This window comes from Aeromonas sp. QDB03 (genome assembly GCF_027707985.1).
In the GTDB taxonomy this organism is placed as follows: Bacteria; Pseudomonadota; Gammaproteobacteria; order Enterobacterales; family Aeromonadaceae; genus Aeromonas; species Aeromonas hydrophila.
This window is the reverse complement of sequence record NZ_JAPCJG010000001.1, coordinates 85,836-108,060: the sequence shown is the minus strand read 5'-3', so window position 1 is coordinate 108,060 and position 22,225 is coordinate 85,836. Positions and strand designations below refer to the sequence as shown.

The window sequence follows — 22,225 nt, the reverse complement described above, 5'->3', positions numbered from 1 at the left end:
GCCCCCGTCAGCCGAGCTGACTCCGTCGGTGTGTAGCGCAGCCAGGTAGCGCATCTGCATGGGGTGTAGAGGGTCGGAGGTTCGAATCCTCTCACACCGACCAAATTCCCCGAGAAAGGCCTTGTCAAACGACAAGGCCTTTTCTTTTTGGCGCGGCGCAGCCCTTAGCGGCACAACGCTGCCCGCATTGTGTCGCCGATCGGTTTGTGCTGTAGTGATGCCGTGTGTTGCCAACCGGTGTTCGAGATGCCCTCTCCCCGCCCCTTTTGCCAGCGTCTGCTGTGGCTCGACCTCTGCGCAGTCCTGCTGCTCGGCTGCGCCACCCCTTATCAGAGCCAGCCATCGTTCTGGAACGGCCAGACCGGTTTCTCCCAGACCCGGCTCGGGCCTGACAAGTGGCAGCTGGAATTTGTCGGCAATGATCTGGTGAGCCGGGAGACCGCTCGCAAGTATGTGCTGAAACGGGCGGGCGAAGTGGCACAAGCCGAAGGTTATCAGTGGCTTGAGGTCAATGAATTGACCCTGCAGCGGGACGCGGTCAGGGTGACGCCGAGTCGCCCCCTGTTCGGGTTCGATGACGACGAGCCAGATCCCTTTCTGGATCAGCGCACCGTGGAGCACCGCATCTCGGCGTTGCTCATCTTCACCCTCACTCGCAGCGCGAAAAACGACCAAACCATGAAAGCCGATTATCTTGCAAAAATTAAAATAAACAGCGATTAATATAGCCAAATTGCAAGATCTATATCACATACAACTAATGACAAGATAAAATTCTGCCACAAGGCGCTGGATTTACCCCCCCGGATTAGGCATGCTGCCAGCACACCGGCTGTCAGGAATCTACGGCTCGGATCACAAAAACGGACTGAAGTGGCACCCTTGCCGCTTGAAACGCTCTGCACTTATCAAAACTGGGACCCACCCCATGAAAATGAACAAATTGACGGTTGCCATCCTCATCGCGATGCTGGTTGGTATCCTGACTGGCCAGGGCTATCGCATGTTTGCCCCTGACCAGGCCGCCGGCTTTGCCAGCGACATCACCCTGTTGACCGATATCTTCCTGCGGCTGATCAAGATGATCATCGCCCCCCTGGTGTTCACCACCCTGGTGGTCGGCATCGCCAAGATGGGCGATACCCGCACCGTGGGCCGTATCGGCGCCAAGACTCTGGGCTGGTTCATGCTGGCCTCCCTGCTGTCGCTGACCCTGGGTCTGGTGATGGTCACCCTGATGCAACCGGGCGTGGGGCTCTCCCTCTCCCTGCCTGACGACACCGCCAGCTCCGGCGTGGTTGCCAGCGCCATCTCCCTCAAGGATTTCGTCACCCACGCCATTCCCAAAAGCGTGATCGAGGCGATGGCCACCAACGAGATCCTGCAGATCGTGGTGTTCTCCCTGTTCTTCGGACTGGCTGCCGCCGCACTGGGTGATGCCGCCAAACCGGTGGTGATGCTGATGGCCAGCGCCGCCGAGATCATGCTCAAAGTGACCGGCTACGTGATGAACTTCGCCCCGTTCGCGGTGTTTGGCGCCATTGCCGCCATGGTCGCCAAGGAAGGGCTCGGCATCCTCGCCACCTATGGCACCTTCATGGCGCAGTTCTACCTGGCACTGGGTTGCCTCTGGCTGCTGCTGATCGCCATGGGCAGTCTGTTTATCCGCCGCCGCATCGTGACCCTGCTGGCGATGATCCGCGAGCCGATCCTGCTGGCCTTCTCCACCGCCAGCTCCGAAGCTGCCTACCCGAAAACCCTGGATCGTCTGGAGAAGTTCGGTTGTGACAAACGCATCGCCAGCTTCGTGCTGCCGATGGGCTACTCCTTCAACCTGGATGGCTCCATGATGTACTGCACCTTCGCGGTGATGTTCATCGCCCAGGCCTACGGCATCGAGCTCTCCATGGCCCAGCAGATCACCATGCTGCTGCTGCTGATGGTCACCTCCAAGGGGATGGCCGGCGTACCGCGCGCTTCCCTCGTGGTGATTGCCGCCACCCTCAACCAGTTCCACATCCCGGAAGCGGGCATCCTGCTGCTGCTCGGCATCGACCACTTCCTCGACATGGGTCGCTCCGCCACCAACGTGCTGGGCAACGCCATCGCCGCCAGCGTGGTCGCCAAGAGCGAAGACAGCCTGGGTGAAACCGAACCTCTGGGTGAGGTGGACACCGCCAAGGCGTGATCCCAGCATCACCTCCATCAAAACGGCCCGCAGACGCGGGCCGTTTTTTTATGTCTCATGGCGACACGGCAAGGCTCAGCACCAACGCCTCACCCGCCGGCAATAATCAGCATAGCCATCGCCAAAGCGGGCCTGCAGCGCCCGCTCCTCCGGCACTATCTGCCAGCGACTGAGCCAGCCCCACAGCAGCAGCGGACCGAGCCACACCCACAGCCCACCCAGATAACAGGCCAGCGCCATCGTCCAGCAGAGCAGCCCCAGGTACATGGGATTGCGGCTGAGGCGATAGAGCCCGCCCGTTACCAGCGCACTGGCCTGCTCGGGGTGCAACGGCGTCACCGTGGTGCCCTGGCGGCGAAAGCGCAGCACGCCCCCCAAGCCAAACACAGTGCCCAGCACCGCCAGCAACAGAGCGGCCAGCCGCCAACCGGCGCCACTCCCGCTCTCGGCGGCGCCCCCCCACCCCAGCATGGCCGCCACGATCAGGCCAAACAGCAGCAGCGGTGGCACCCGACACTCAAGACTCATCATCTATTGACTCCTGGAGGGTGCCACGATCGGCACCTTGCGTTACACTTCCCAACGGGAATAGCGCCCTGGAAAATTGTCAAAGTTCATAACAATAACAATGCCTTGGCTACACTTTATCCCATCTGCGTGAAAACGGCCTCCTAGCGGCCGTCATGCACCTCAACCCAAACAATAAAAAAGGAACCACCCCATGCACAAGAAGACACTGCTGGCCACACTGATCCTGGGCCTGCTGGCCGGTCAGGCCGTCGCGGCCCCTTACCTGCCGCTGGCCAGCGATCATCGCAACGGCGAAGTGCAGACCGCCAGCAATGCCTGGCTGGAAGTCGATCTCGGCGCCTTCGAGCACAACATCCAGACCCTCAAGGATCGCCTCGGTGACAAAGGGCCGAAGATCTGCGCCATCATGAAGGCCGACGCCTACGGCCACGGCATCGACCTGCTGGTCCCCTCGGTGGTCAAGGCCGGCATCCCCTGCATCGGCATCGCCAGCAATGAAGAGGCCCGCGTGGCCCGTGAGAAAGGCTTCACCGGCCGCCTGATGCGGGTACGTGCCGCCACCCCGGCCGAAGTGGAACAGGCCCTGCCCTACAAGATGGAAGAGCTCATCGGCAGCCTGGTGAGTGCCCAGGGCATCGCCGACATCGCCCAGCGCCACCACACCAATATCCCGGTGCACATCGCGCTCAACTCCGCCGGCATGAGCCGCAACGGCATCGATCTGCGGCTGGCTGATTCCAAGGAAGACGCGCTGGCCATGCTCAAGCTCAAGGGGATCACCCCGGTCGGCATCATGACCCACTTCCCGGTGGAGGAGAAAGAGGACGTCAAGATGGGGCTGGCCCAGTTCAAGCTGGACTCCCAGTGGCTGCTGGAAGCGGGCAAGCTGGATCGCAGCAAGATCACCATCCACGCCGCCAACTCCTTCGCCACCCTGGAAGTGCCGGACGCCTACTTCGACATGGTGCGCCCGGGCGGCCTGCTGTACGGTGACTCCATCCCCTCCTACACCGAGTACAAGCGGGTAATGGCGTTCAAGACCCAGGTTGCCTCCGTCAACCACTACCCGGCCGGCAACACCGTCGGTTATGACCGCACCTTCACCCTCAAGCGCGACTCCTGGCTCGCCAACCTGCCGCTGGGCTACTCCGACGGCTATCGCCGGGCGCTGAGCAACAAGGCCTATGTGCTGATCCAGGGCCAGAAAGTACCGGTGGTGGGCAAGACCTCCATGAACACCATCATGGTGGACGTCACTGACCTCAAGGGGGTCAAACCCGGTGACGAGGTGGTGCTGTTCGGCCGCCAGGGTGAAGCCGAGGTGAAACAGGCGGATCTCGAGGAGTACAACGGCGCCCTGCTGGCGGACATGTATACCATCTGGGGCTACACCAACCCCAAGAAGATCAAGCGCTAAGCCAGTCTTTGCCATAAAAAAGGGCTCCCGCGGGAGCCCTTGTTGTCAGTGCTTTATAGTCTGCCGCGTTCAAGCGGCTTTCTTGCGGGTCACCCAGAGGCTCAGCCCCATGGAGGCCAGCAGGATCAGCGCGACCACGCCGAGTGCAATGCCGGTGGGGATCTTGAAGATATCCAGCAGCAGCATCTTGACCCCGATGAACATCAGGATCAGCGCCAGGCCGTATTTGAGCAGGGCGAAGCGCTCGGCCACGCCGGCCAGCAGGAAGTACATGGCACGCAGACCCATGATGGCGAAGATGTTGGAGGTCAGCACGATGAAGGGATCCGTGGTCACCGCGAAGATGGCCGGGATGCTGTCCACCGCGAAGATGAGATCGCTCACCTCCACCAGCACCAGGATCAGCAGCAACGGGGTGGCATAGCGCACACCGTCACGCCAGACGAAGAAGTTCTCCCCCTCCAGCGTCTCCGTCACCTTGAAGCGGCGGCGCATCCAGCCCAGCAGCGGGTTGTTGGCGAGATCCGGCTCCTTGTCGGCCGCCCACAGCATCTTGACCCCGGTCAGCAGCAGGAAGGCACCGAACAGGTAGAGGATCCAGTGGAACTGCTCGATGAGCCAGCTGCCCGCGAACACCATGCCGGCCCGCATCACGATGGCACCCAGTACCCCGTACAGCAGGACCCGGCGCTGCAGCTCGGCCGGAATGGCAAAGTAGCCGAACAGCATCAGCCAGACGAAGACGTTGTCCACCGCCAGCGCCTTCTCGATGAGGTAGCCGGTGAGGAATTCCAGCCCCTTCTGGTTGGCAATTTCACGGCCTGCGCTGTGATCCAGCCAGAACCAGATGGCCAGGTTGAACAAGAGCGCCACGCTGATCCAGATGAGGGACCAGATCCCTGCCTCTTTGAGCGACACCTTGTGCGCCTTGCCGCCGCCGACAAAGCGGATATCAATCCATAACAGGACCAGCACTATGCTGAAGAAACCGGCCCACATCCACCATTCACCCATGTTCACTTCTCCCAAAAACGACAAAACCCACGACCGAGAGGCGTGGGTTTGCGTTTGGAGCAGATACACCTTGCCTCTCGGCAAGGTCTCACTTACAGCCGACTTGCGTCAACTGCCCGGCTGCCGGGTGCACTGCAGGATATGGGTGCACCGTAATGACGACAAACCGGCGAGAAGTTACTCCCCTTGTTGCGCGGATAGTAACAGCGGAAAAAGATAACGCCAAGAGGCATCTTCATGCCGGCTGCAAAAAAACAGGGCGCCACCCGGGCGCCCTGTTCTGCCTGTTCATCCTCAGAGCGGATCCGCCTTGAGGCAGGAGACCGCATGGTCGAAGTTGCCCTCGAGCTGCGGCCGGGTCTTGGCACACTCAGGGCCGGCCACCGGGCAGCGGGTACGGAACACGCAGCCTGACGGCGGGTTCATCGGCGATGGCAAATCCCCCTCCAGGATCTGGATGGTCTTGCTGCGCTCCAGGTCCGGATCCGGAATGGGCACGGCCGACATCAGCGCCTTGGTATAGGGGTGCAAGGGGTTGGCGAAGATCTCCTTGCGGGTCCCCAGCTCCACCGCATTGCCCAGATACATCACCAGTACCCGATCCGAAATGTGCTTGACCACCGACAAGTCGTGGGCGATGAAGATGAGCGACAGCCCCATCTCCTTCTGGATAGCCTTGAGCAGGTTGACTACCTGCGCCTGAATGGAGACGTCCAGCGCCGACACCGGCTCGTCACAGATGATCATCTTGGGCTCGAGGATCAGCGCCCGGGCGATACCGATGCGCTGGCACTGACCGCCGGAGAACTCATGGGGGTAGCGGTTGACCAGGTTGGGCAAGAGCCCCACCTTGCTCATCATGGCCCGCACCTTCTCCTTCACCTGATCTCGGGAGAGGTCGGGATAGAAGGTGATGAGCGGCTCGGCGATGATGTCGCCGATGGTCATGCGCGGGTTGAGGGAGGCCAGCGGATCCTGGAAGATCATCTGGATCTCTTTGCGCTTCTCGCGCAGCGCCTTCTGGTCGAGCTTGGTCAGATCGTTGCCCAGCCACACCACCTTGCCGTCGGTGGCCGGCACCAGGCCGATCAGCGCCCGGGCAAAGGTGGATTTGCCACAGCCCGACTCCCCCACCACACCGAGGGTCTCCCCTTCGTACAGGCGCAGGGTCACCCCGTCCACCGCCTTCAGGGCGGAGGGTTTGGCCCAGGGCCAGGCCTTATCACTCTTGATGCTGAAGTGGACCTTGAGGTCAGACACTTCCAGCAGCAGTTTCTTGTCAGTCCCCATTTAGTTCACTCCCTTGATCATGGCATCCGATACCCAGTGGCAGGCCCGCTCCCGGCCGTCGTTGAACGGCGTCAGGATCGGTGACTGCTGGCCGCAAATCTCGCTCACTCGGTGGCAGCGCTCCTGGAAGGGGCAGCCGGTGGGCAGACGCAGCAGGTTGGGCGGATTGCCCGGGATGGTGGGCAGCTCTTCCCCTTCGGTGTCGAGGCGGGGAATGGCGCGCAACAAGCCCTCGGTATAGGGGTGGCTCGGGCGATAGAAGATATCGTTGACCTTGCCGTACTCCATGGTGCGGCCGGCATACATCACCAGCACCTTGTCGCAGATCCCCGCCACCACGCCCAGATCGTGGGTGATCATGATGATGGCGGTATTGAACTCGCGCTTGAGCTCGTTCATCAGGGTCATGATCTGGGCCTGCACGGTCACGTCCAGCGCGGTGGTCGGCTCGTCGGCGATGAGCAGTTGCGGCCGGCACAACAGCGCCATGGCGATCATCACCCGCTGGCGCATGCCACCGGAGAACTCGTGGGGATACATCCCCATCCGCTTACGCGCTTCCGGGATCTTGACCGCGTCCAGCATGCGCACCGACTCTTCGAACGCTTCGGCCTTGCTGACGCCCTTGTGCAGCATCAGCACTTCCATCAGCTGATCCTTCACCTTCATGTAGGGGTTGAGCGAGGTCATGGGGTCCTGGAAGATCATGGCGATCTTCTCGGAGCGGATCTTGTTGAGCTTGTGCTCGGGGAGGTTGAGGATCTCGTCGCCCTGAAATTTGGCCGAGCCGGTGATGACACCGTTCTTGGCCAGCAGCCCCATGATGGCGAACGCGGTCTGGGATTTGCCCGAACCGGACTCGCCGACGATCCCCAGGGTCTCGCCCGCAGCGAGGGAGAAGTTGAGGTCGTTGACCGCCACCACATTGCCGTCCGGGGTCTTGAACTCGACCCGCAGATCTTTTACATCCAGTAATTTCATAAAAAACTCCTTATCGATCTTTCGTGACGTTTTCCTGTCGATCCGATGCGCTATCCGCCCGATTGAGCCGCACTCTGCGGCCCTTCGGCGCGTTGTTTCAGCGCTTCCTCGCCGTTCTATCAGCGATCTTTCGCCGCTTTCTCAGCGATCTTTCGGATCGAGGGCGTCACGCAGACCATCCCCGAGGAAGTTGAAGCAAAACAGGGTCACCACCATGAAACCGGCGGGGAACAGGAGTTGCCAGATGGCCACTTCCATCGACTTGGAGCCTTCATCCAGCAGAGCGCCCCAGCTGGTCATGGGCTCTTGTACGCCCAGCCCCAGGAAGCTCAGGAAGGATTCGAACATGATCATGCCCGGCACCAGCAGGGTGGCGTAGACCGCCACAATACCCAGCACGTTCGGCACGATGTGACGGGTGATGATCTTCCACTTGGAGACGCCGCAGACGTGAGCCGCCTCGATGAACTCCTTGCTCTTGAGGCTCAGGGTCTGGCCTCGCACGATCCGCGCCATGTCGAGCCAGCTCACCGCACCGATGGCGATGAAGATGAGCGCCAGGTTGCGGCCGAAGAAGGTCACCAGCATGATCACGAAGAACATGAAGGGGAAGGCGTTGAGGATCTCAAGCACCCGCATCATCAGACTGTCGACCCGACCGCCGATGAAGCCAGAGGCCGCGCCGTAGAGGGTGCCGATGATGACGGCCACCATGGCGCCCATGATGCCGACCATCAGCGAGATGCGCCCGCCGAGCAGGGTGCGCACGAACAGATCGCGCCCCAGGCTGTCGGTGCCGAACCAGTGGCCGGTTTCCATATCCGGAGCCGCCTGCATAGCGCCCCAGTCAGGATCGTCGAAGGTGTATTGGGACAGATGCGGCCCCACGATCACCGACAGACCTATGATGGTCAGGATGATGAGGCTGGTGAGCGCGGCCTTGTTGCGCAGGAAACGGCGACGGGCATCCTTCCACAGGGAGCGTCCTTCCACCACTTCCACTTGCTGGGCGAACGCCTCGACGGCTTCGCGTTTTTCAGTTGTGACAACCATGATGTACTCCCGACTTAGTAACGGATCTTGGGATCGATAAAGGCATAGAGAATATCGACCACGGCGTTAAAGGTGATGGTGAGGGCGCCGACCAGAATGGTCAGACCGAGCACCATGGAGTAATCACGGTTGAGGGCACCGTTGACGAACAGCTGGCCAATCCCCGGCAGGCCGAAGATGGTCTCGATCACCACGGAACCCGTGATGATGCCCACGAACGCCGGTCCCAGATAGGAGACCACCGGCAGCATGGCCGGACGCAGCGCGTGTTTGAGGATGATGTGGCGCAGCGGCAAGCCCTTGGCGCGGGCGGTACGGATGAAGTTGGAGTTCATGGTCTCGATCATGCTGCCCCGCATGATCCGCGAGATGGCGGAGATGTAGTACATCATCATGCCGAACACCGGCAGCACCATGAATTGCACCCCGCCGCCCTGCCAGCCACCGGCCGGGAACCAGCCGAGATGGATACTGAACAGCAACACCAGCAAGGGGGCCAGCACAAAGCCCGGGATCACCACCCCGGCCATGGCCGACGACATCAACAGGTAGTCGATGACGGTATTCTGTTTCAAGGCGGCAATGGTGCCGAAGGTGACCCCCAGTGTCACCGCGAACAGAAAGGCGAAGGAGCCAATCTTGGCCGATACCGGCAGCGCCTGGCTCACCAGATCGTTGACGGTGAAGTCCTTGTATTTGAAGGAGGGACCGAGGTCGCCCTGCACAAGGTTGCCCAGATAGGTGAGGTATTGCACGCCGATGGGCTTGTCGAGGCCATATTTGGCTTCGATGTTGGCCAGTACTTCCGGCGGCAGGGAGCGTTCGCTGGTGAAGGGGTTGCCCGGCGCGAAACGCATCATGAAGAAGGAGACGGTGATCAAGACCAGCAGAGTCGGGATCGCTTCCAGTAGACGTTTAAAAATGAATTTCAACATAGACAATTCCTGTCCTGTACTGCTTCCAAAGGGTCGCGGTTGTAATAAAGGCCCGCCATCCGGCGGGCCTGCTTTGTTATGCGACGTGTTACTTTACTCAGTGAGCAATGATGTACATGTCTTTGCTGTAGAGGTTGTCCAGCGGGTTGGCCGGGTAGCCGCCCACGTAGGACTTGACCATGCGGGAGGTCACGTACTGATAGATGGGAGCGATCGGCATGTCCTTGGCCAGGATCTCTTCAGCCTGCACATAGAGCTTGTTGCGGGCATCGGCATCCACCTGATTGCGCGACTCGTTCATCAGCTTGTCAAACGCCGGGTTGGAGTATTTGCCGTCGTTGTTGCCGTGGGTGGTCTGCATCAGATCCAGCATGGAAGAGGCTTCGTTGTAGTCGGCGATCCAGCCGGCACGACCCACATCAAACTGACCCTGCTTCTTGGTTTCCAGGTAGGTTTTCCATTCCTGGTTGACCAGGCTCACCTGCACGCCCAGCTTCTTCCACATGGAAGCCACGGCAACCGCCACTTTCTTGTGGTTGTCGTCGGTGTTGTAGAGCAGCTCGAACTTGAGCGGTTTGCCCGGGCCGAAACCGGCTTCGGTCAGCAGCTCTTTCGCCTTGGCATCACGCTCTGCCTGGGTCAGCTTGGACCAGGCCGGCGCCACCGGCTTGAAGCCGTCCACGAAATCAGGCACCAGGGTGTAGCCCGGAGTCTCGCCCTTGCCCATCACCTTGTCGGCGATCACGTTGCGGTCGATGGCATAAGAGAGGGCGGTACGCACCCGCACGTCATCAAACGGCTTGTGCTTGAAGTTGTACTGGTAGTAGTAGGTACCGACATAGCCGCTCACCTTCACCTCGTTCGGCAGCTCTTTCTTCATCTGCTTGAAGCGCTCGATGGGCATGTTGTAGGTGAGATCCACTTCGCCAGCCAGATAGCGGTTCAGCTCGGCGTTGGTGGACTGGATCGGCAGATAGGTCACCTTGTTGATGACGGTCTTGGCGTTGTTCCAGTAGTTCGGGTTGCGCTCGACGTCGACGCGCTCGTTGACCACCCAATCCTTCAGCACATAGGCACCGTTGGAGACCATGTTGCCAGGCTGGGTCCACTTGTCACCGAACTTCTCGATCACCTTCTTCGGCACCGGGTAGGTGGTGGTGTGGGAGAGCATGCTGACGAAGTAAGGCACCGCCTTCTCCAGCTGCACCTCGAAGGTGTAGTCGTCCACTGCCTTCACGCCCAGGGTGTCGGCCGCTTTCTTGCCGGCGATGATCTCGCTGGCATTGACGATGGTCGGGATCTCCAGATACCAGGAGTAGGGAGACGCCGTCTTGGGATCCACGGCCCGCTTGAAGGCGAACTCGAAATCGTGGGCTGTCACGGGATCCCCGTTGGACCACTTGGCATCTTTGCGCAGGTGGAACACGAAGTGTTTGTTGTCCTTGGTTTCCCAGGACTCGGCCATGGCGGGAAGCACTTCCCCTTTGGGGCCGGAGGCAACGAGACCTTCGAACAGGTCACGCAGAATATTGGATTCAACCGTTCCTTCGGTTTTATGCGGGTCGAGAGTGGCAGGCTCGGAGCCATTGCCTTTTACCAGCTGCTGAACGTCAGCCAGTTTGGTACCTGCGGGAACATCGGCGGCTTGTGCCGCGTTGACACCGCCGAACAGTGCTGCCACCAAGAGGGTATTAATCATTGTTTTTTTATGAGTCATTTCCATACTCCACAAGAACATTCCATGCAATTTTCCATCAACGGGACAAGTACCCCGCTGCCAGCATAATTCCCTGACATTTCTGATAATGCAATAGATATTGTCAGGCAGGACTGGACTTCATGGTCAAAAAAGCAGCTTTTAACCAATTATTCAGAATTTAAATATCGCGTGATGGACGTTTTTTATACAAACCCGCTCGATTCTAGGAAATGACCAACAAAAAAGAAACAATAAAAAGCCGGTCACGAGGACCGGCTCCAACAAAACAGACCTGAATCACATCAATCCGGGGAAGACCCCCTTGATCCCCGCCACCATGATCTCGATGCCAAGCGACATCATGATGAGACCCATGATCCGGGTGACCACGTTGATGCCGGTGTTGCCCATCACCTTGAACAGCAGGGGGGCGGCGCGGAAGATGAGCCAGGAGCAGAAGGCAAACACCATCACTACCACCGACATCCCCAGCATCTGGGACCAGGTGCTCTGGCTGGCATAGACAATAGAGGAAGAGATGGCGCCGGGGCCGGCCATCAGCGGCAGCGCCAGCGGCACCACAGCGACAGATTCCCGCGCGGCGAGCTCCCCTTTCTCCTGCTTGTTGTGCTTCACCTCCCCCAGCTTGCCCTGCAGCATGGACCAGGCGATCAGGGTGATGAGCGAGCCGCCGGCAATGCGAAACGACGCCAGCGAGATGCCGAAACCATCGAGGATCAGCTGCCCCATGTACATGGAGACCAGCAGGATGATCATCACCGCAATGTTGGCGGTGGTGTTGGTCTTCATCCGCTCTTCCGGCGTTTGATGGCTGGTCAGGCTGACAAACACCGGCAACAGGCCGAGCGGGTTGATGATCGCAAACAAACCGATGAAAAACTTCAGATATAAAGAGACGTCAATTGCTGCCATAGGCGCCATCCAGAAGTAGAACGAGGCCCTGCGGGCCACCCCGATAAACCGTGCGTAAATTTACACCATGGCCGAAACCTTCACCAATCAAATAATCTCACCCTTTCCGTGGCTTTTCAGTTAGTTCCTCTAATGTCACGACGAAATTCAACACATCTAGTTGTTAATAAAGATTGTCGCCATTTAACACTCTGATAAAATCACTTCGAGTTTTATGCGGCCACGGAGTTTTGGCGCAACATTTCATCTTCGTAAAAAAGGATTTTGTAATGATTGATACGGACATCAAGTTGCAATGGCATCTGGATTCACTGCCCACTGGCAGTGTCGCCCCGCTGCTGGGCTTCTTCGACCGGCTGCCGGTTGATCCCTACATCCAGGGCCGCTTTCGCGAACGCCGTTACGGCCGGGTTGAAAAAGAGGGCAGCCGCTTTTATCCCCTCGACAACGGCGTCTTCTTTCAGGCGGCCGCCATCAACAAGTTTTTGGGGGACGTGCCCAGAACCTATGCCGAGCTGGATCCCGCCTTCGTCGCCCACCCCACCTTTCAGCTGATGCTGGCCCGCTTTGCCCGCCATACCCGGCTGGCGGATGGCCAAGCCATCGGCATTCACCAGATGCGCATCGTCACCGGCGAAGGTGAAAGCGTGCCGCCCGCCCCGGAAGGCGTGCATCAGGACGGCTTTGATTTCATCGGGGTGTTCTTTTGTGGCAGTGACGGGGTCAGCGGCGGCGCCTTGCAGCTCTATCATGGATTAAAAGAACAACCATTTTTTCAACAACAATTAAACGCTGGCGAGTATCTAATCCTGGATGATCGCCGTTTCTATCACAATGCCGCCCCCATACTGCCCCAGGGTCCGCACCGGGGACACTGGGACGTAGTCGTGCTAACTGCTTGAAAAATGGGGCGTGAGCCCCTGTTCACGCCCCATTCATCCCGCTTCTGGCCCACTCAACAACTGCGCAACATCTGGCAAACATGTATTGTGAAACAAAATTTCTTTTGTTCTTTTGTTACACATGATCCAGATCAAGTTTTTCTGAGTCAGCCCCGCTCTATAATCGACTCAGAAAGCGATTTAGTAAGGCATGTAAATACCCCGTTGTGGTGATTCTGTTCTTGACAGGGCATCTATAATTGCCGGGCATTGCCAACGTCTTACTAAACAGTTTTCAAATCATCAGGAGATAAACATGGCAGTAACCAATATGGCTGAACTGGATGCACTGGTCGCCCGCGTTAAAGAAGCCCAGCGTGAATTCGCCAGCTTCTCACAAGAGCAGGTAGACAAGATCTTCCGTGCCGCCGCCCTGGCCGCCAGCAATGCCCGTATCCCCCTGGCCCAAATGGCCGTGGAAGAGTCCGGTATGGGTATCATCGAAGACAAGGTTATCAAGAACCACTTCGCCTCCGAATACATCTACAACAAGTACAAAGAAGAGAAGACCTGCGGCATCCTCAGTGAAGATGACGAGATGGGTACCATCACCATCGCCGAGCCGGTAGGTATCATCTGCGGTATCGTTCCGACCACCAACCCGACTTCCACTGCGATCTTCAAATCCCTGATCTCCCTGAAGACCCGCAACGCCATAATCTTCTCCCCGCACCCCCGTGCCAAGAACTCCACCAATACCGCTGCCAAGCTGGTACTGGATGCAGCCATTGCCGCCGGTGCACCGAAAGACATCATCGGCTGGATCGATCAACCGACCGTTGAACTGTCCAACGCCCTGATGAAGCACAACGACATCAACCTGATCCTGGCCACCGGTGGCCCGGGCATGGTTAAAGCAGCTTACTCCTCCGGTAAGCCGGCTATCGGTGTAGGTGCCGGTAACGTGCCTGTTGTTATCGACGAAACTGCCGATGTGAAGCGTGCTGTCGCCTCCATCCTGATGTCCAAAACCTTCGACAACGGCGTAGTCTGTGCCTCCGAGCAAGCCGTTATCGTGGTTGACTCCATCTATGACCAGGTGAAAGAGCGTTTTGCTACTCACAACGGTTATGTGCTGACCAAAGAAGAAGCTGACAAGGTCCGCAAGGTCATCCTGATCAACGGTGCCATGAACGCCAACATCGTGGGCCAGCCAGCTACCAAGATCGCCGAAATGTCTGGCGTGACCGTGCCCCCCACCACCAAGATCCTCATCGGTGAAGGTCTGGAAGTGTGTGAAGAGGAAGAGTTCGCTCACGAGAAACTCTCCCCGACTCTGGGTATGTTCCGTGCCAAGAACTTCGAAGAAGCCGTCGAAATGGCCTGCACCATGGTCAACCTGGGCGGTATCGGCCACACCTCCGGTCTGTACACCGACCAGGATCGTAACGCCGACCGCATCAAGTACTTCGGCGACAAGATGAAGACTGCCCGTATCCTGATCAACACCCCGACCACCCAGGGTGGTATCGGTGACCTGTACAACTTTGCCATCGCACCGTCCTTGACGCTGGGTTGCGGTTCCTGGGGTGGTAACTCCATCTCCGAAAACGTGGGTCCCAAGCACCTGATCAACAAGAAGACAGTCGCAAAACGGGCAGAAAATATGCTGTGGCACAAACTTCCGAAATCCATCTACTTCCGTCGTGGTTCCCTGCCGATCGCCCTGGGCGACCTGGAAGGTAAAAAACGCGCACTGGTCGTGACCGACCGCTTCCTGTTCAACAACGGCTACGCCGACGAAGTGGTTCGTCTGCTCAAGGGCCTGAAGATGGAAGTGGAAGTGTTCTACGAAGTAGAAGCCGACCCGACCCTGTCTGTAGTACGCAAAGGCGCCGAGATGGCCCATTCCTTCAAGCCGGACGTGATCGTCGCGCTGGGCGGTGGTTCACCGATGGATGCGGCCAAGATCATGTGGGTGATGTACGAGCACCCGGAAACCGCGTTCGAAGATCTGGCCATGCGCTTCATGGACATCCGCAAGCGTATCTACAAGTTCCCGAAAATGGGCGTGAAGGCCGAACTGGTCTGTATCACCACCACTTCCGGTACCGGTTCTGAAGTGACTCCGTTTGCGGTCGTGACCGACGACGCCACCGGCATGAAATACCCGCTGGCCGACTACGAGCTGACCCCGAACATGGCCATCGTCGATGCCAACCTGGTCATGGGCATGCCCAAATCCCTGTGTGCCTTCGGCGGTATCGATGCCGTGACTCACGCCATGGAAGCCTACGTTTCCGTACTGGCCAACGAGTACTCCGACGGTCAGGCGCTGCAAGCCCTGAAACTGCTCAAAGAGTACCTGCCGTCCAGCTACCAGAACGGTGCCAACGACCCGGTTGCTCGCGAAAAAGTGCACAACGCCGCCACCATCGCCGGTATCGCGTTCGCCAACGCCTTCCTGGGTGTGTGCCACTCCATGGCTCACAAACTGGGTGCTGAATTCCACATTCCGCACGGTCTGGCCAACGCCCTGCTGATCAGCAACGTGATCCGCTACAACGCCAACGACAACCCGACCAAGCAGACTGCGTTCTCCCAGTACGACCGTCCGCAGGCTCGTCGTCGCTACGCCGAAGTGGCCGACCACCTGGGTCTGACTGCCGCCGGTGACCGTACCGCAGCCAAGATCGAGAAGCTGCTGGTATGGCTGGATGAGCTGAAAGCCACTCTGGGTATCCCGGCCTCCATCCGTGAAGCCGGCGTGTCTGAAGCTGACTTCCTGGCCAAGGTTGACCAGCTGGCCGTGGAAGCCTTCGATGACCAGTGCACCGGCGCCAACCCGCGCTACCCGCTGATCAGCGAGCTGAAAGCCATCCTGCTGGACACCTACTACGGCCGTCCCTTCACCGAAGACGCTCAGGTAGCGGCCAAGGTAGAAGCCAAGGTTGAAGGCAAGAAGAAGTCCAAAGCCTGATAAGCTGAACCGACTCGAGAGCCCGCGCACATGCGCGGGCTTTTTTGTTTGTCTATCTGCTTAATTTTGCTAGCTTGTTGATAGGCATTCATGAAATGCGAGCTAGCGTATGGCGCTGATACAAGCCTCCATCGAGCAGTTGCGGGTAGGTCACTACATCCATCTCCCCACGGGATGGACCAACCACCCTTTTATGTTCAATGCATTCAAGATCAAGGATCAGCAGCAGCTCGACATCATTCGCCATCTCGATCTCAGCTTGCTGATGGTGGATCCCGACAAGAGCGACCTGCCTATCGAACCCATCTTGCGTGGTGACATTCCTTCCGCCGGGCCTGACCTCTCGATCATCGAAGAGCTGGTGGAGAGCGGCCCTGCCCCGTTTGATGAGAAAGCCTTTCGCCGCTCCCTGCGCGCCGCCGACAAGGCCTTCGGCCAATCCATGTCCGAGCTGCGCGATGCACTGGGGGCACTCAACCTCAAGCCGGACGAAGGGCTCGCCAACACGGCGCAGATAGTACGCAACGCCGCCGCCCGCATCAGTGCCCACGAAGGCCCGCTCGGCCTGCACCTCATTCGCAGCCCGCACACCGACATCCTGCTGCAGCACAGCCTGAACGTGGCCTTCATCGCCATGCTGATGGCCCGCGAGCTCGGCATGAACCCCATTGAAATCGAAGAGACCGGGCTGGCCGGCCTGGTGCACGACATCGGCGAGCTGAAGATCCCGACCCAGATCACCCAGAAACGGGGGGAGCTCAACAAGTCGGAGCAAAACTTCCTCAACATGCACCCCCAGTACGGGCTGGAGATGCTGACCCAGTTGCAGGCCTTCGAGCCCAAGATCCGCCAGGTGGCCCATCTGCATCATGAGCGCCTCGACGGCAGCGGCTTTCCGCTCGGCATCAAGGGGGGCGAGATCCCGCCGCTGGCGCGGATCATCGGGCTGGTGGATTACTATGACGAGCTGCTGCACCCGCGCAACAGCGCCACGCCGGCGGCGCCGAGCCAGGCCATCAGCCAGCTCTACAAGCTGTCGCAGAAGAAATTCGACCAGGATCTGGTCAAGCTGCTGATCAAGGTGCTGGGGGTCTATCCGCCCGGTTCGCTGGTGATGCTCTCAGACGACTCGGTGGCGCTGGTGCTCTCCACCGAGCCCACCATGCCGCTCAAGCCCAAGGTGCTGCCCTACATCAAGGCGCAGCGGCCGGAAGGGGTAGCGATGATCGACCTGCGGGAAGATGAGCGCACTATCAAATCATTTATCAAGCAGGAAGAGCTGGATGAGGGGCAACGGCTGTTTTTCAACCTGACCCGACGCTTCTGTTACTATTTTGCCTTCTGAGTTATCCCCAGAAGCTGGGGATAACTCATTGGACAAACCTGAATAATCACTCGATTGCCCGCAAAATTGTTCGCCATCCACCATGGATAAAAAACGCCCAGCCAAGGGGCCGGGCGGAGCATGCCACCTCCGTGTGGCGTATCCAACGGATACATTCATGCTCCATCCAGCAATATCAACCCTTGGGCGATTACACAAATATCAATTTAACATGCTGATTTAATATGGTTTTATTTCACGTTTCTGGCACACTGCGGCCGCAATCCCGCCCTGGCGCCCCGCAGAACAAGATCCTGATCACATTTATTCAAGGTTGCCGCTTTTTTCGGCACGGACTCTGAGGAACGTTTTTTATGCAGTTGGTCCTCTCCCTGCTTCAACAGATGAGCGTCAGCCTGGTCATCGCTTACCTCTTTTCCAAGAGTCCGCTGCTGCGTCCGCTGGCCAACTACTCGGTCAGACTGCCTCACAAGGTGCTCATCTACATTACCTTCTCCTGCTTCTGCATTCTCGGCACCTACGTGGGGCTGGACATCGACGACGCCATCGCCAATACCCGCGCCGTCGGCGCCGTGCTGGGCGGGCTGCTGGGGGGGCCGCTGGTGGGCTTTCTGGTGGGGCTGACCGGCGGCCTGCACCGCTATACCCTGGGCGGCTTCACCGATCTCGCCTGTGCCATCTCCACCACCTGCGAGGGGCTGCTGGGCGGGCTGGTGCACTGGCGGCTGATGCGGGCGGGCAAGATGGATGCGCTGTTCGAGCCGCGCATCGCCTTCTTCACCACCCTCTACGCCGAGATCATGCAGATGGTGATCATCCTGCTGGTGGCCACGCCATTCGATAAATCCCTGCTGCTGGTGCGTACCATCGCCACCCCGATGATCCTGGCCAACTCCTGCGGCGCCGCGCTCTTCATCAGCATGATCCGCGACCAGCAGCAGATGTACGAGAAGTTCTCCCGGGTCTTCTCCGCCAAGGCGCTCAATATCGCCAACCGCACCGTCGGCATCATGAGCCAGGGCTTCACCCCAGAGGCCAGCCACAAGATTGCCCGCATCATCCAGGAGGAGACCGGGGTGGGCGCCGTCGCCATCACGGATACCGACAAGATCCTCGCCTTCATCGGCATCGGCGAGGATCACCACCAGCCTGGCACCCCCATCACCTCGGCCATCACCATGCAGGCCATCGCCCGCAACAAGGTGCTGTTTGCCGACGGCAACAGCCAGCCCTACCGCTGCAGCATCTCGCCCCAGTGCCAGCTCGGCTCGGTGCTGGTGATCCCGCTGCACGGCGACGAGGGGGTGATCGGCACCATCAAGCTCTATGAGCCCAAGAAGCGGCTGTTTCTCAAGATCAACCACACCCTGGGAGAAGGGATTGCCAACCTGCTCTCCCAGCAGTTGCTGACCGGCCGGCTGGAGCAGCAGCAGCGACTGCTGGTGCAATCCGAGCTCAAGCTGGTGCAGGCCCAGATCAATCCCCACTTTCTGTTCAACACCCTCAACACCATCAGCGCCATCACCCGGCGCGAACCGGAGCGGGCGCGCCAACTGCTGCTGCACCTCTCCCTGTTCTTTCGCAAGAACCTCAAGCGCCAGAGCGGCCTGGCCACTCTGCAGGAGGAGCAGGAGCACTGCCAATCCTATCTGGAGATCGAGCTGGCCCGCTTTGGCGATCGACTGACCGTACAAAACGAGATCCCGCCGACCCTCGCCGACCTCAAGCTACCGAGCTTCACCCTGCAGCCCCTCATCGAGAACGCCATCAAGCACGGCATCTCCACCCTGCTGGAGCAGGGGCACATTCGCCTCTACACCGAGCAGACGGCAGAGCGGGTCACCATCCACGTGGAGGACAATGCCGGCACCTGGCAGGAGAAACCGGCCGGCGACGGGCTCGGCATGACCTTGGTGGACCGGCGCCTCAAGAGCGCCTTCGGCAACCGCTATGGCCTGAGCGTCAGTTGCGAGCCCGACTGCTGGACCCGGGTCTCCGTCACCCTGCCAAGGGAATTGCCATGATCCGGCCGCCGTCCCACACCATCTTCACTCACTACCCCAGCCACGCAGGAGAACCCCATGATCCGCACCCTCATCGTCGATGACGAGCTTTACGCCCGCGAGGAGCTGATGCAGCACCTGGCCGCCGAGCCCGATATCGAACTGCTGGGGGCGGCCGCCAATGCCATCGAGGCGCTGCCGCTTATTCAGCGGCTCAAACCCGACGTGGTGTTTCTCGATATCCAGATGCCCAAACTCAGCGGCATGGAGCTGGTGGCCATGCTCGATCCCCTGCCCCGCATCGTCTTCGTCACCGCCTTTGACGAATACGCCATCCAGGCATTCGAGGAGAACGCCTTCGACTACCTGCTCAAACCGGTGGAGCCGGCCCGCCTCGCCAAGACGCTGGCGCGGCTCAGGCAAGATCTCAGCCCCCAACCCATGACGGCGCTCGCCCCCGCCATTCGCCACATCCCGGGCTACCTGCACAACCGGGTACGGCTGCTGCCCATCGAGCAGGTGGAGTACGCCTTCTCCGATCTCGGCGGGGTGCACGTGGCGAGCCAGGGCGAGCTGTTCCACACCCAGCTCACCCTCAAATCCCTGGAGGAGAAGACCCCGCTGCTGCGCTGCCACCGCCAATATCTGGTGGCCCCGGCCGCCATCTTCGAGATCCGGCTGCTGGAGAACCAGCTGGCGGAGATAGTGACGCCGAGCGGCGCCCAGGTGCCGATCAGCCGCCGTTACCTGAAGGAGTTGAAGGAGATGCTGGGGCTGGAGTAAGCCCCACGATGTGAGCCGGATCACGAGCGCCGACCGCTCGGTCCGCCATATGACCGCTCATGCCGTTTCACCTGCCGTTAACAGAGCAAGTCCCTACACTGGCCGCGCACACCCAACAATAACAAAGCAGGAGCGTAGCAATGATCTGGTTCTTCCTCTGTGTCGGCTTACTTGTGGCCGGCTATTTCGTATACGGCAAATTCATCGAACGGATATTTGGCCCCAAGCCGGAGCTGAAAACCCCCGCCATCACCATGGCGGACGGGGTGGACTATGTCCCCATGTCGGACAAGAAGGTCTATCTGGTTCAGCTGCTCAACATCGCCGGCGTCGGCCCCATCTTCGGCCCCATCCTGGGCGCCCTCTACGGTCCGGTCGCCATGCTCTGGATCGTGTTCGGCTGCATCTTCGCCGGTGCGGTGCACGACTACTTCTCCGGCATGCTGTCGGTGCGCGCCAAGGGCGCCTCGGTGCCGACCGTGGTCGGCGAACACCTCGGCACCACCGCCAAGCACTTCATGAACCTGTTCGCCGTGGTGTTGTTGATGCTGGTGGGCGTGGTGTTCGTACTGAGCCCGGCTGGCCTTCTGGCCAACCTCACCTCAACCGATCTGGTCTACTGGATTGCGGCCATCTTCGCCTACTACATCCTGGCGACCATAGTCCCCATCGACAAGATCATCGGCCGTTTCTACCCCATCTTCGGCGCCCTGCTGGTGTTCATGTCGGTCGGTCTCATCATCGGCCTCATCGTCTCCGGCAAAGGCTTCTACAACACCGGGATGGATTTCTCCAACCTGCACCCAACCGAGCTGCCGCTGTGGCCGCTGTTGTTCATCACCATCGCCTGCGGCGCCGTGTCGGGCTTCCACGCCACCCAGTCACCGCTGATGGCGCGCTGCATGCAAAACGAGAGCTCCGGCCGTTTCATCTTCTACGGCGCCATGATTGGTGAAGGGATCATCGCCCTCATCTGGTGCACCCTGGGTCTCTCCTTCTACGACAGCACCGAGGCGCTCAACGCCACCCTGGCCAGCGGCGGCCCCTCTGCCGTGGTGCACGAGGTCTCCACCAGCCTGCTTGGCACCGTGGGCGGCATCCTCGCCATCCTCGGCGTGGTGATCCTGCCCATCACCTCCGGTGACACCGCGTTTCGCAGTGCCCGCCTCATCGTCGCGGACTTCCTGAAACTGACCCAGAAGCCCATGGCCAAGCGACTGCTGATCGCCATCCCCATGTTCATCCTCGGTTTCATCATCTCCAAGGCCGAATTCGGGGTGATCTGGCGCTACTTCGGCTGGGCCAACCAGACCACTGCGGTGATGATGCTGTGGGCGGCGGCGGCCTACCTCGCCAAAGAGGGCAAGCTGCACTGGGTCTGCACCATTCCCGCCATGTTCATGACCGCCGTGGTGTTCACCTACCTGGCCAACGCCCCCATCGGGTTCGGGCTGGAGATGGACGTCTCCACCATGATTGGATTGGCCAGCACTCTGATCGTCACGGTGGCCTTCCTGGTGAAATTCAGGCCCGCGCTGATCAACAAGCCCAACGAAAGTTGATCCACGCCAACCATGTCAAAAAAGGAGCCATAAAGGCTCCTTTTTTTGCTGCTCATCTCATCGCACTAATGCCATACTCGTCCCGTAAGTTCTTGTCATGGATACGACTTTACGGACTTGCCCCCAATAACATCAGCGTCTGTTTTGACGACTTGGAAACCACTTAAGCTTCAGTACAACAAAACAACTTAATATTTCGGGCCCGACAGGAGGGAAATCAGGTGGCTGACTGCCTTGCAGAGCCCTGTTCCCAATGACAATGCGGTGCGTCAAGCCAGCGGAGGCGTAAATGGCACTCGATTATTTTGCTCTTGGTCTGCTTTTTTTTGTGGGTTTGGTCATTTTTTATGGGGTCATCGTCATTCACGACATTCCCTATGAAATAGCCAAGCATCGTCAGCACCCCCATCAGGATGCCATTCACGTGGCCGGCTGGGTCAGTCTGTTTACCTTGCACGTGCTGTGGCCCTTCCTCTGGATCTGGGCCACCCTCTATCGTCCCGAGCGGGGCTGGGGGTTCAATCAGCGGCTGCAGCAGGATGAAGAGGATATTCAGCAGCTCAAACAGGAGCTGGCCGACCTCAAAACCCGTCTCAACACCATCGAACAGACCGAGCAACAGGGATAAAT

18 protein-coding genes and 1 tRNA gene are annotated in these 22,225 nt (G+C 59.3%); 11 read left to right on the top strand and 8 right to left on the bottom strand.

The genetic code is table 11. The annotated features are described in order from the left end of the window. Positions 1-26 precede the first annotated feature (26 nt). From PG900_RS00450 to PG900_RS00440, 3 genes are all read left to right on the top strand, one after another. A tRNA-Pro gene (locus PG900_RS00450) sits at positions 27-103 on the top strand. A 143-nt stretch (positions 104-246) separates the two neighbouring features. Beyond that, positions 247-723: a CC0125/CC1285 family lipoprotein gene (locus PG900_RS00445; RefSeq protein ID WP_270830664.1), complete on the top strand. Its 477-nt coding sequence runs from the start codon at positions 247-249 to the stop codon at positions 721-723. 205 nt (positions 724-928) lie between these two features. Further along, entirely contained in the window at positions 929-2,188 is a 1,260-nt protein-coding gene (locus PG900_RS00440) for a dicarboxylate/amino acid:cation symporter (RefSeq protein WP_024944897.1), read from the top strand. Between the two features lie 75 nt (positions 2,189-2,263). Here the strand turns inward: PG900_RS00440 and PG900_RS00435 are convergent, their stop codons facing one another. Beyond that, positions 2,264-2,719, bottom strand: a complete 456-nt coding sequence (locus PG900_RS00435; RefSeq protein WP_118880966.1) for a methyltransferase family protein — start codon at positions 2,717-2,719, stop codon at positions 2,264-2,266. 190 nt (positions 2,720-2,909) lie between these two features. Between PG900_RS00435 and alr the strand changes: the two genes are divergently transcribed. Continuing rightward, complete coding sequence (alr, locus tag PG900_RS00430) at positions 2,910-4,136, top strand: alanine racemase (RefSeq protein WP_011706424.1); 1,227 nt, start codon at positions 2,910-2,912, stop codon at positions 4,134-4,136. Positions 4,137-4,205: 69 nt separating this feature from the next. Here alr and PG900_RS00425 read toward each other — a convergent pair whose 3' ends face one another. The 7 genes from PG900_RS00425 to PG900_RS00395 form a co-directional block, all read right to left on the bottom strand. After that, the gene (locus PG900_RS00425; protein ID WP_043119135.1) at positions 4,206-5,150 is read right to left on the bottom strand and encodes a TerC family protein; all 945 of its coding nucleotides are present in this window, start codon (positions 5,148-5,150) and stop codon (positions 4,206-4,208) included. 294 nt (positions 5,151-5,444) lie between these two features. After that, complete coding sequence (gene oppF / locus PG900_RS00420; protein WP_011706426.1) at positions 5,445-6,440, bottom strand: murein tripeptide/oligopeptide ABC transporter ATP binding protein OppF; 996 nt, start codon at positions 6,438-6,440, stop codon at positions 5,445-5,447. Continuing rightward, positions 6,441-7,421, bottom strand: a complete 981-nt coding sequence (locus tag PG900_RS00415; protein WP_041216996.1) for an ABC transporter ATP-binding protein — start codon at positions 7,419-7,421, stop codon at positions 6,441-6,443. 141 nt (positions 7,422-7,562) lie between these two features. Next, on the bottom strand, positions 7,563-8,474 hold the full coding sequence (oppC, locus tag PG900_RS00410; protein ID WP_118880964.1) for an oligopeptide ABC transporter permease OppC: 912 nt from the start codon (positions 8,472-8,474) through the stop codon (positions 7,563-7,565). 14 nt (positions 8,475-8,488) lie between these two features. After that, positions 8,489-9,409, bottom strand: coding sequence for an oligopeptide ABC transporter permease OppB (oppB, locus tag PG900_RS00405; RefSeq protein ID WP_011706429.1), 921 nt, complete (start codon positions 9,407-9,409; stop codon positions 8,489-8,491). 97 nt (positions 9,410-9,506) lie between these two features. Beyond that, positions 9,507-11,126, bottom strand: coding sequence for an ABC transporter substrate-binding protein (locus PG900_RS00400; RefSeq protein ID WP_011706430.1), 1,620 nt, complete (start codon positions 11,124-11,126; stop codon positions 9,507-9,509). A 279-nt stretch (positions 11,127-11,405) separates the two neighbouring features. After that, positions 11,406-12,041, bottom strand: coding sequence for a YchE family NAAT transporter (locus PG900_RS00395; RefSeq protein WP_016351085.1), 636 nt, complete (start codon positions 12,039-12,041; stop codon positions 11,406-11,408). 269 nt (positions 12,042-12,310) lie between these two features. Between PG900_RS00395 and PG900_RS00390 the strand changes: the two genes are divergently transcribed. The 7 genes from PG900_RS00390 (at position 12,311) to PG900_RS00360 (ending at position 22,223) form a co-directional block, all read left to right on the top strand. Further along, positions 12,311-12,943: a 2OG-Fe dioxygenase family protein gene (locus PG900_RS00390; protein ID WP_264098523.1), complete on the top strand. Its 633-nt coding sequence runs from the start codon at positions 12,311-12,313 to the stop codon at positions 12,941-12,943. 295 nt (positions 12,944-13,238) lie between these two features. Next, complete coding sequence (gene adhE, locus PG900_RS00385; RefSeq protein ID WP_016351087.1) at positions 13,239-15,902, top strand: bifunctional acetaldehyde-CoA/alcohol dehydrogenase; 2,664 nt, start codon at positions 13,239-13,241, stop codon at positions 15,900-15,902. A gap of 109 nt (positions 15,903-16,011) precedes the next feature. Beyond that, positions 16,012-17,247: an HD-GYP domain-containing protein gene (locus PG900_RS00380; protein WP_011706434.1), complete on the top strand. Its 1,236-nt coding sequence runs from the start codon at positions 16,012-16,014 to the stop codon at positions 17,245-17,247. Between the two features lie 353 nt (positions 17,248-17,600). Next, entirely contained in the window at positions 17,601-19,271 is a 1,671-nt protein-coding gene (locus PG900_RS00375) for a sensor histidine kinase (RefSeq protein WP_029300376.1), read from the top strand. A 57-nt stretch (positions 19,272-19,328) separates the two neighbouring features. Beyond that, positions 19,329-20,033, top strand: a complete 705-nt coding sequence (btsR, locus tag PG900_RS00370) for a two-component system response regulator BtsR (RefSeq protein WP_118880962.1) — start codon at positions 19,329-19,331, stop codon at positions 20,031-20,033. 140 nt (positions 20,034-20,173) lie between these two features. Continuing rightward, complete coding sequence (locus PG900_RS00365) at positions 20,174-21,595, top strand: carbon starvation CstA family protein (protein WP_264098524.1); 1,422 nt, start codon at positions 20,174-20,176, stop codon at positions 21,593-21,595. Positions 21,596-21,884: 289 nt separating this feature from the next. Further along, positions 21,885-22,223, top strand: coding sequence for a DUF3302 domain-containing protein (locus PG900_RS00360; RefSeq protein ID WP_017408083.1), 339 nt, complete (start codon positions 21,885-21,887; stop codon positions 22,221-22,223). Positions 22,224-22,225 lie beyond the last annotated feature (2 nt).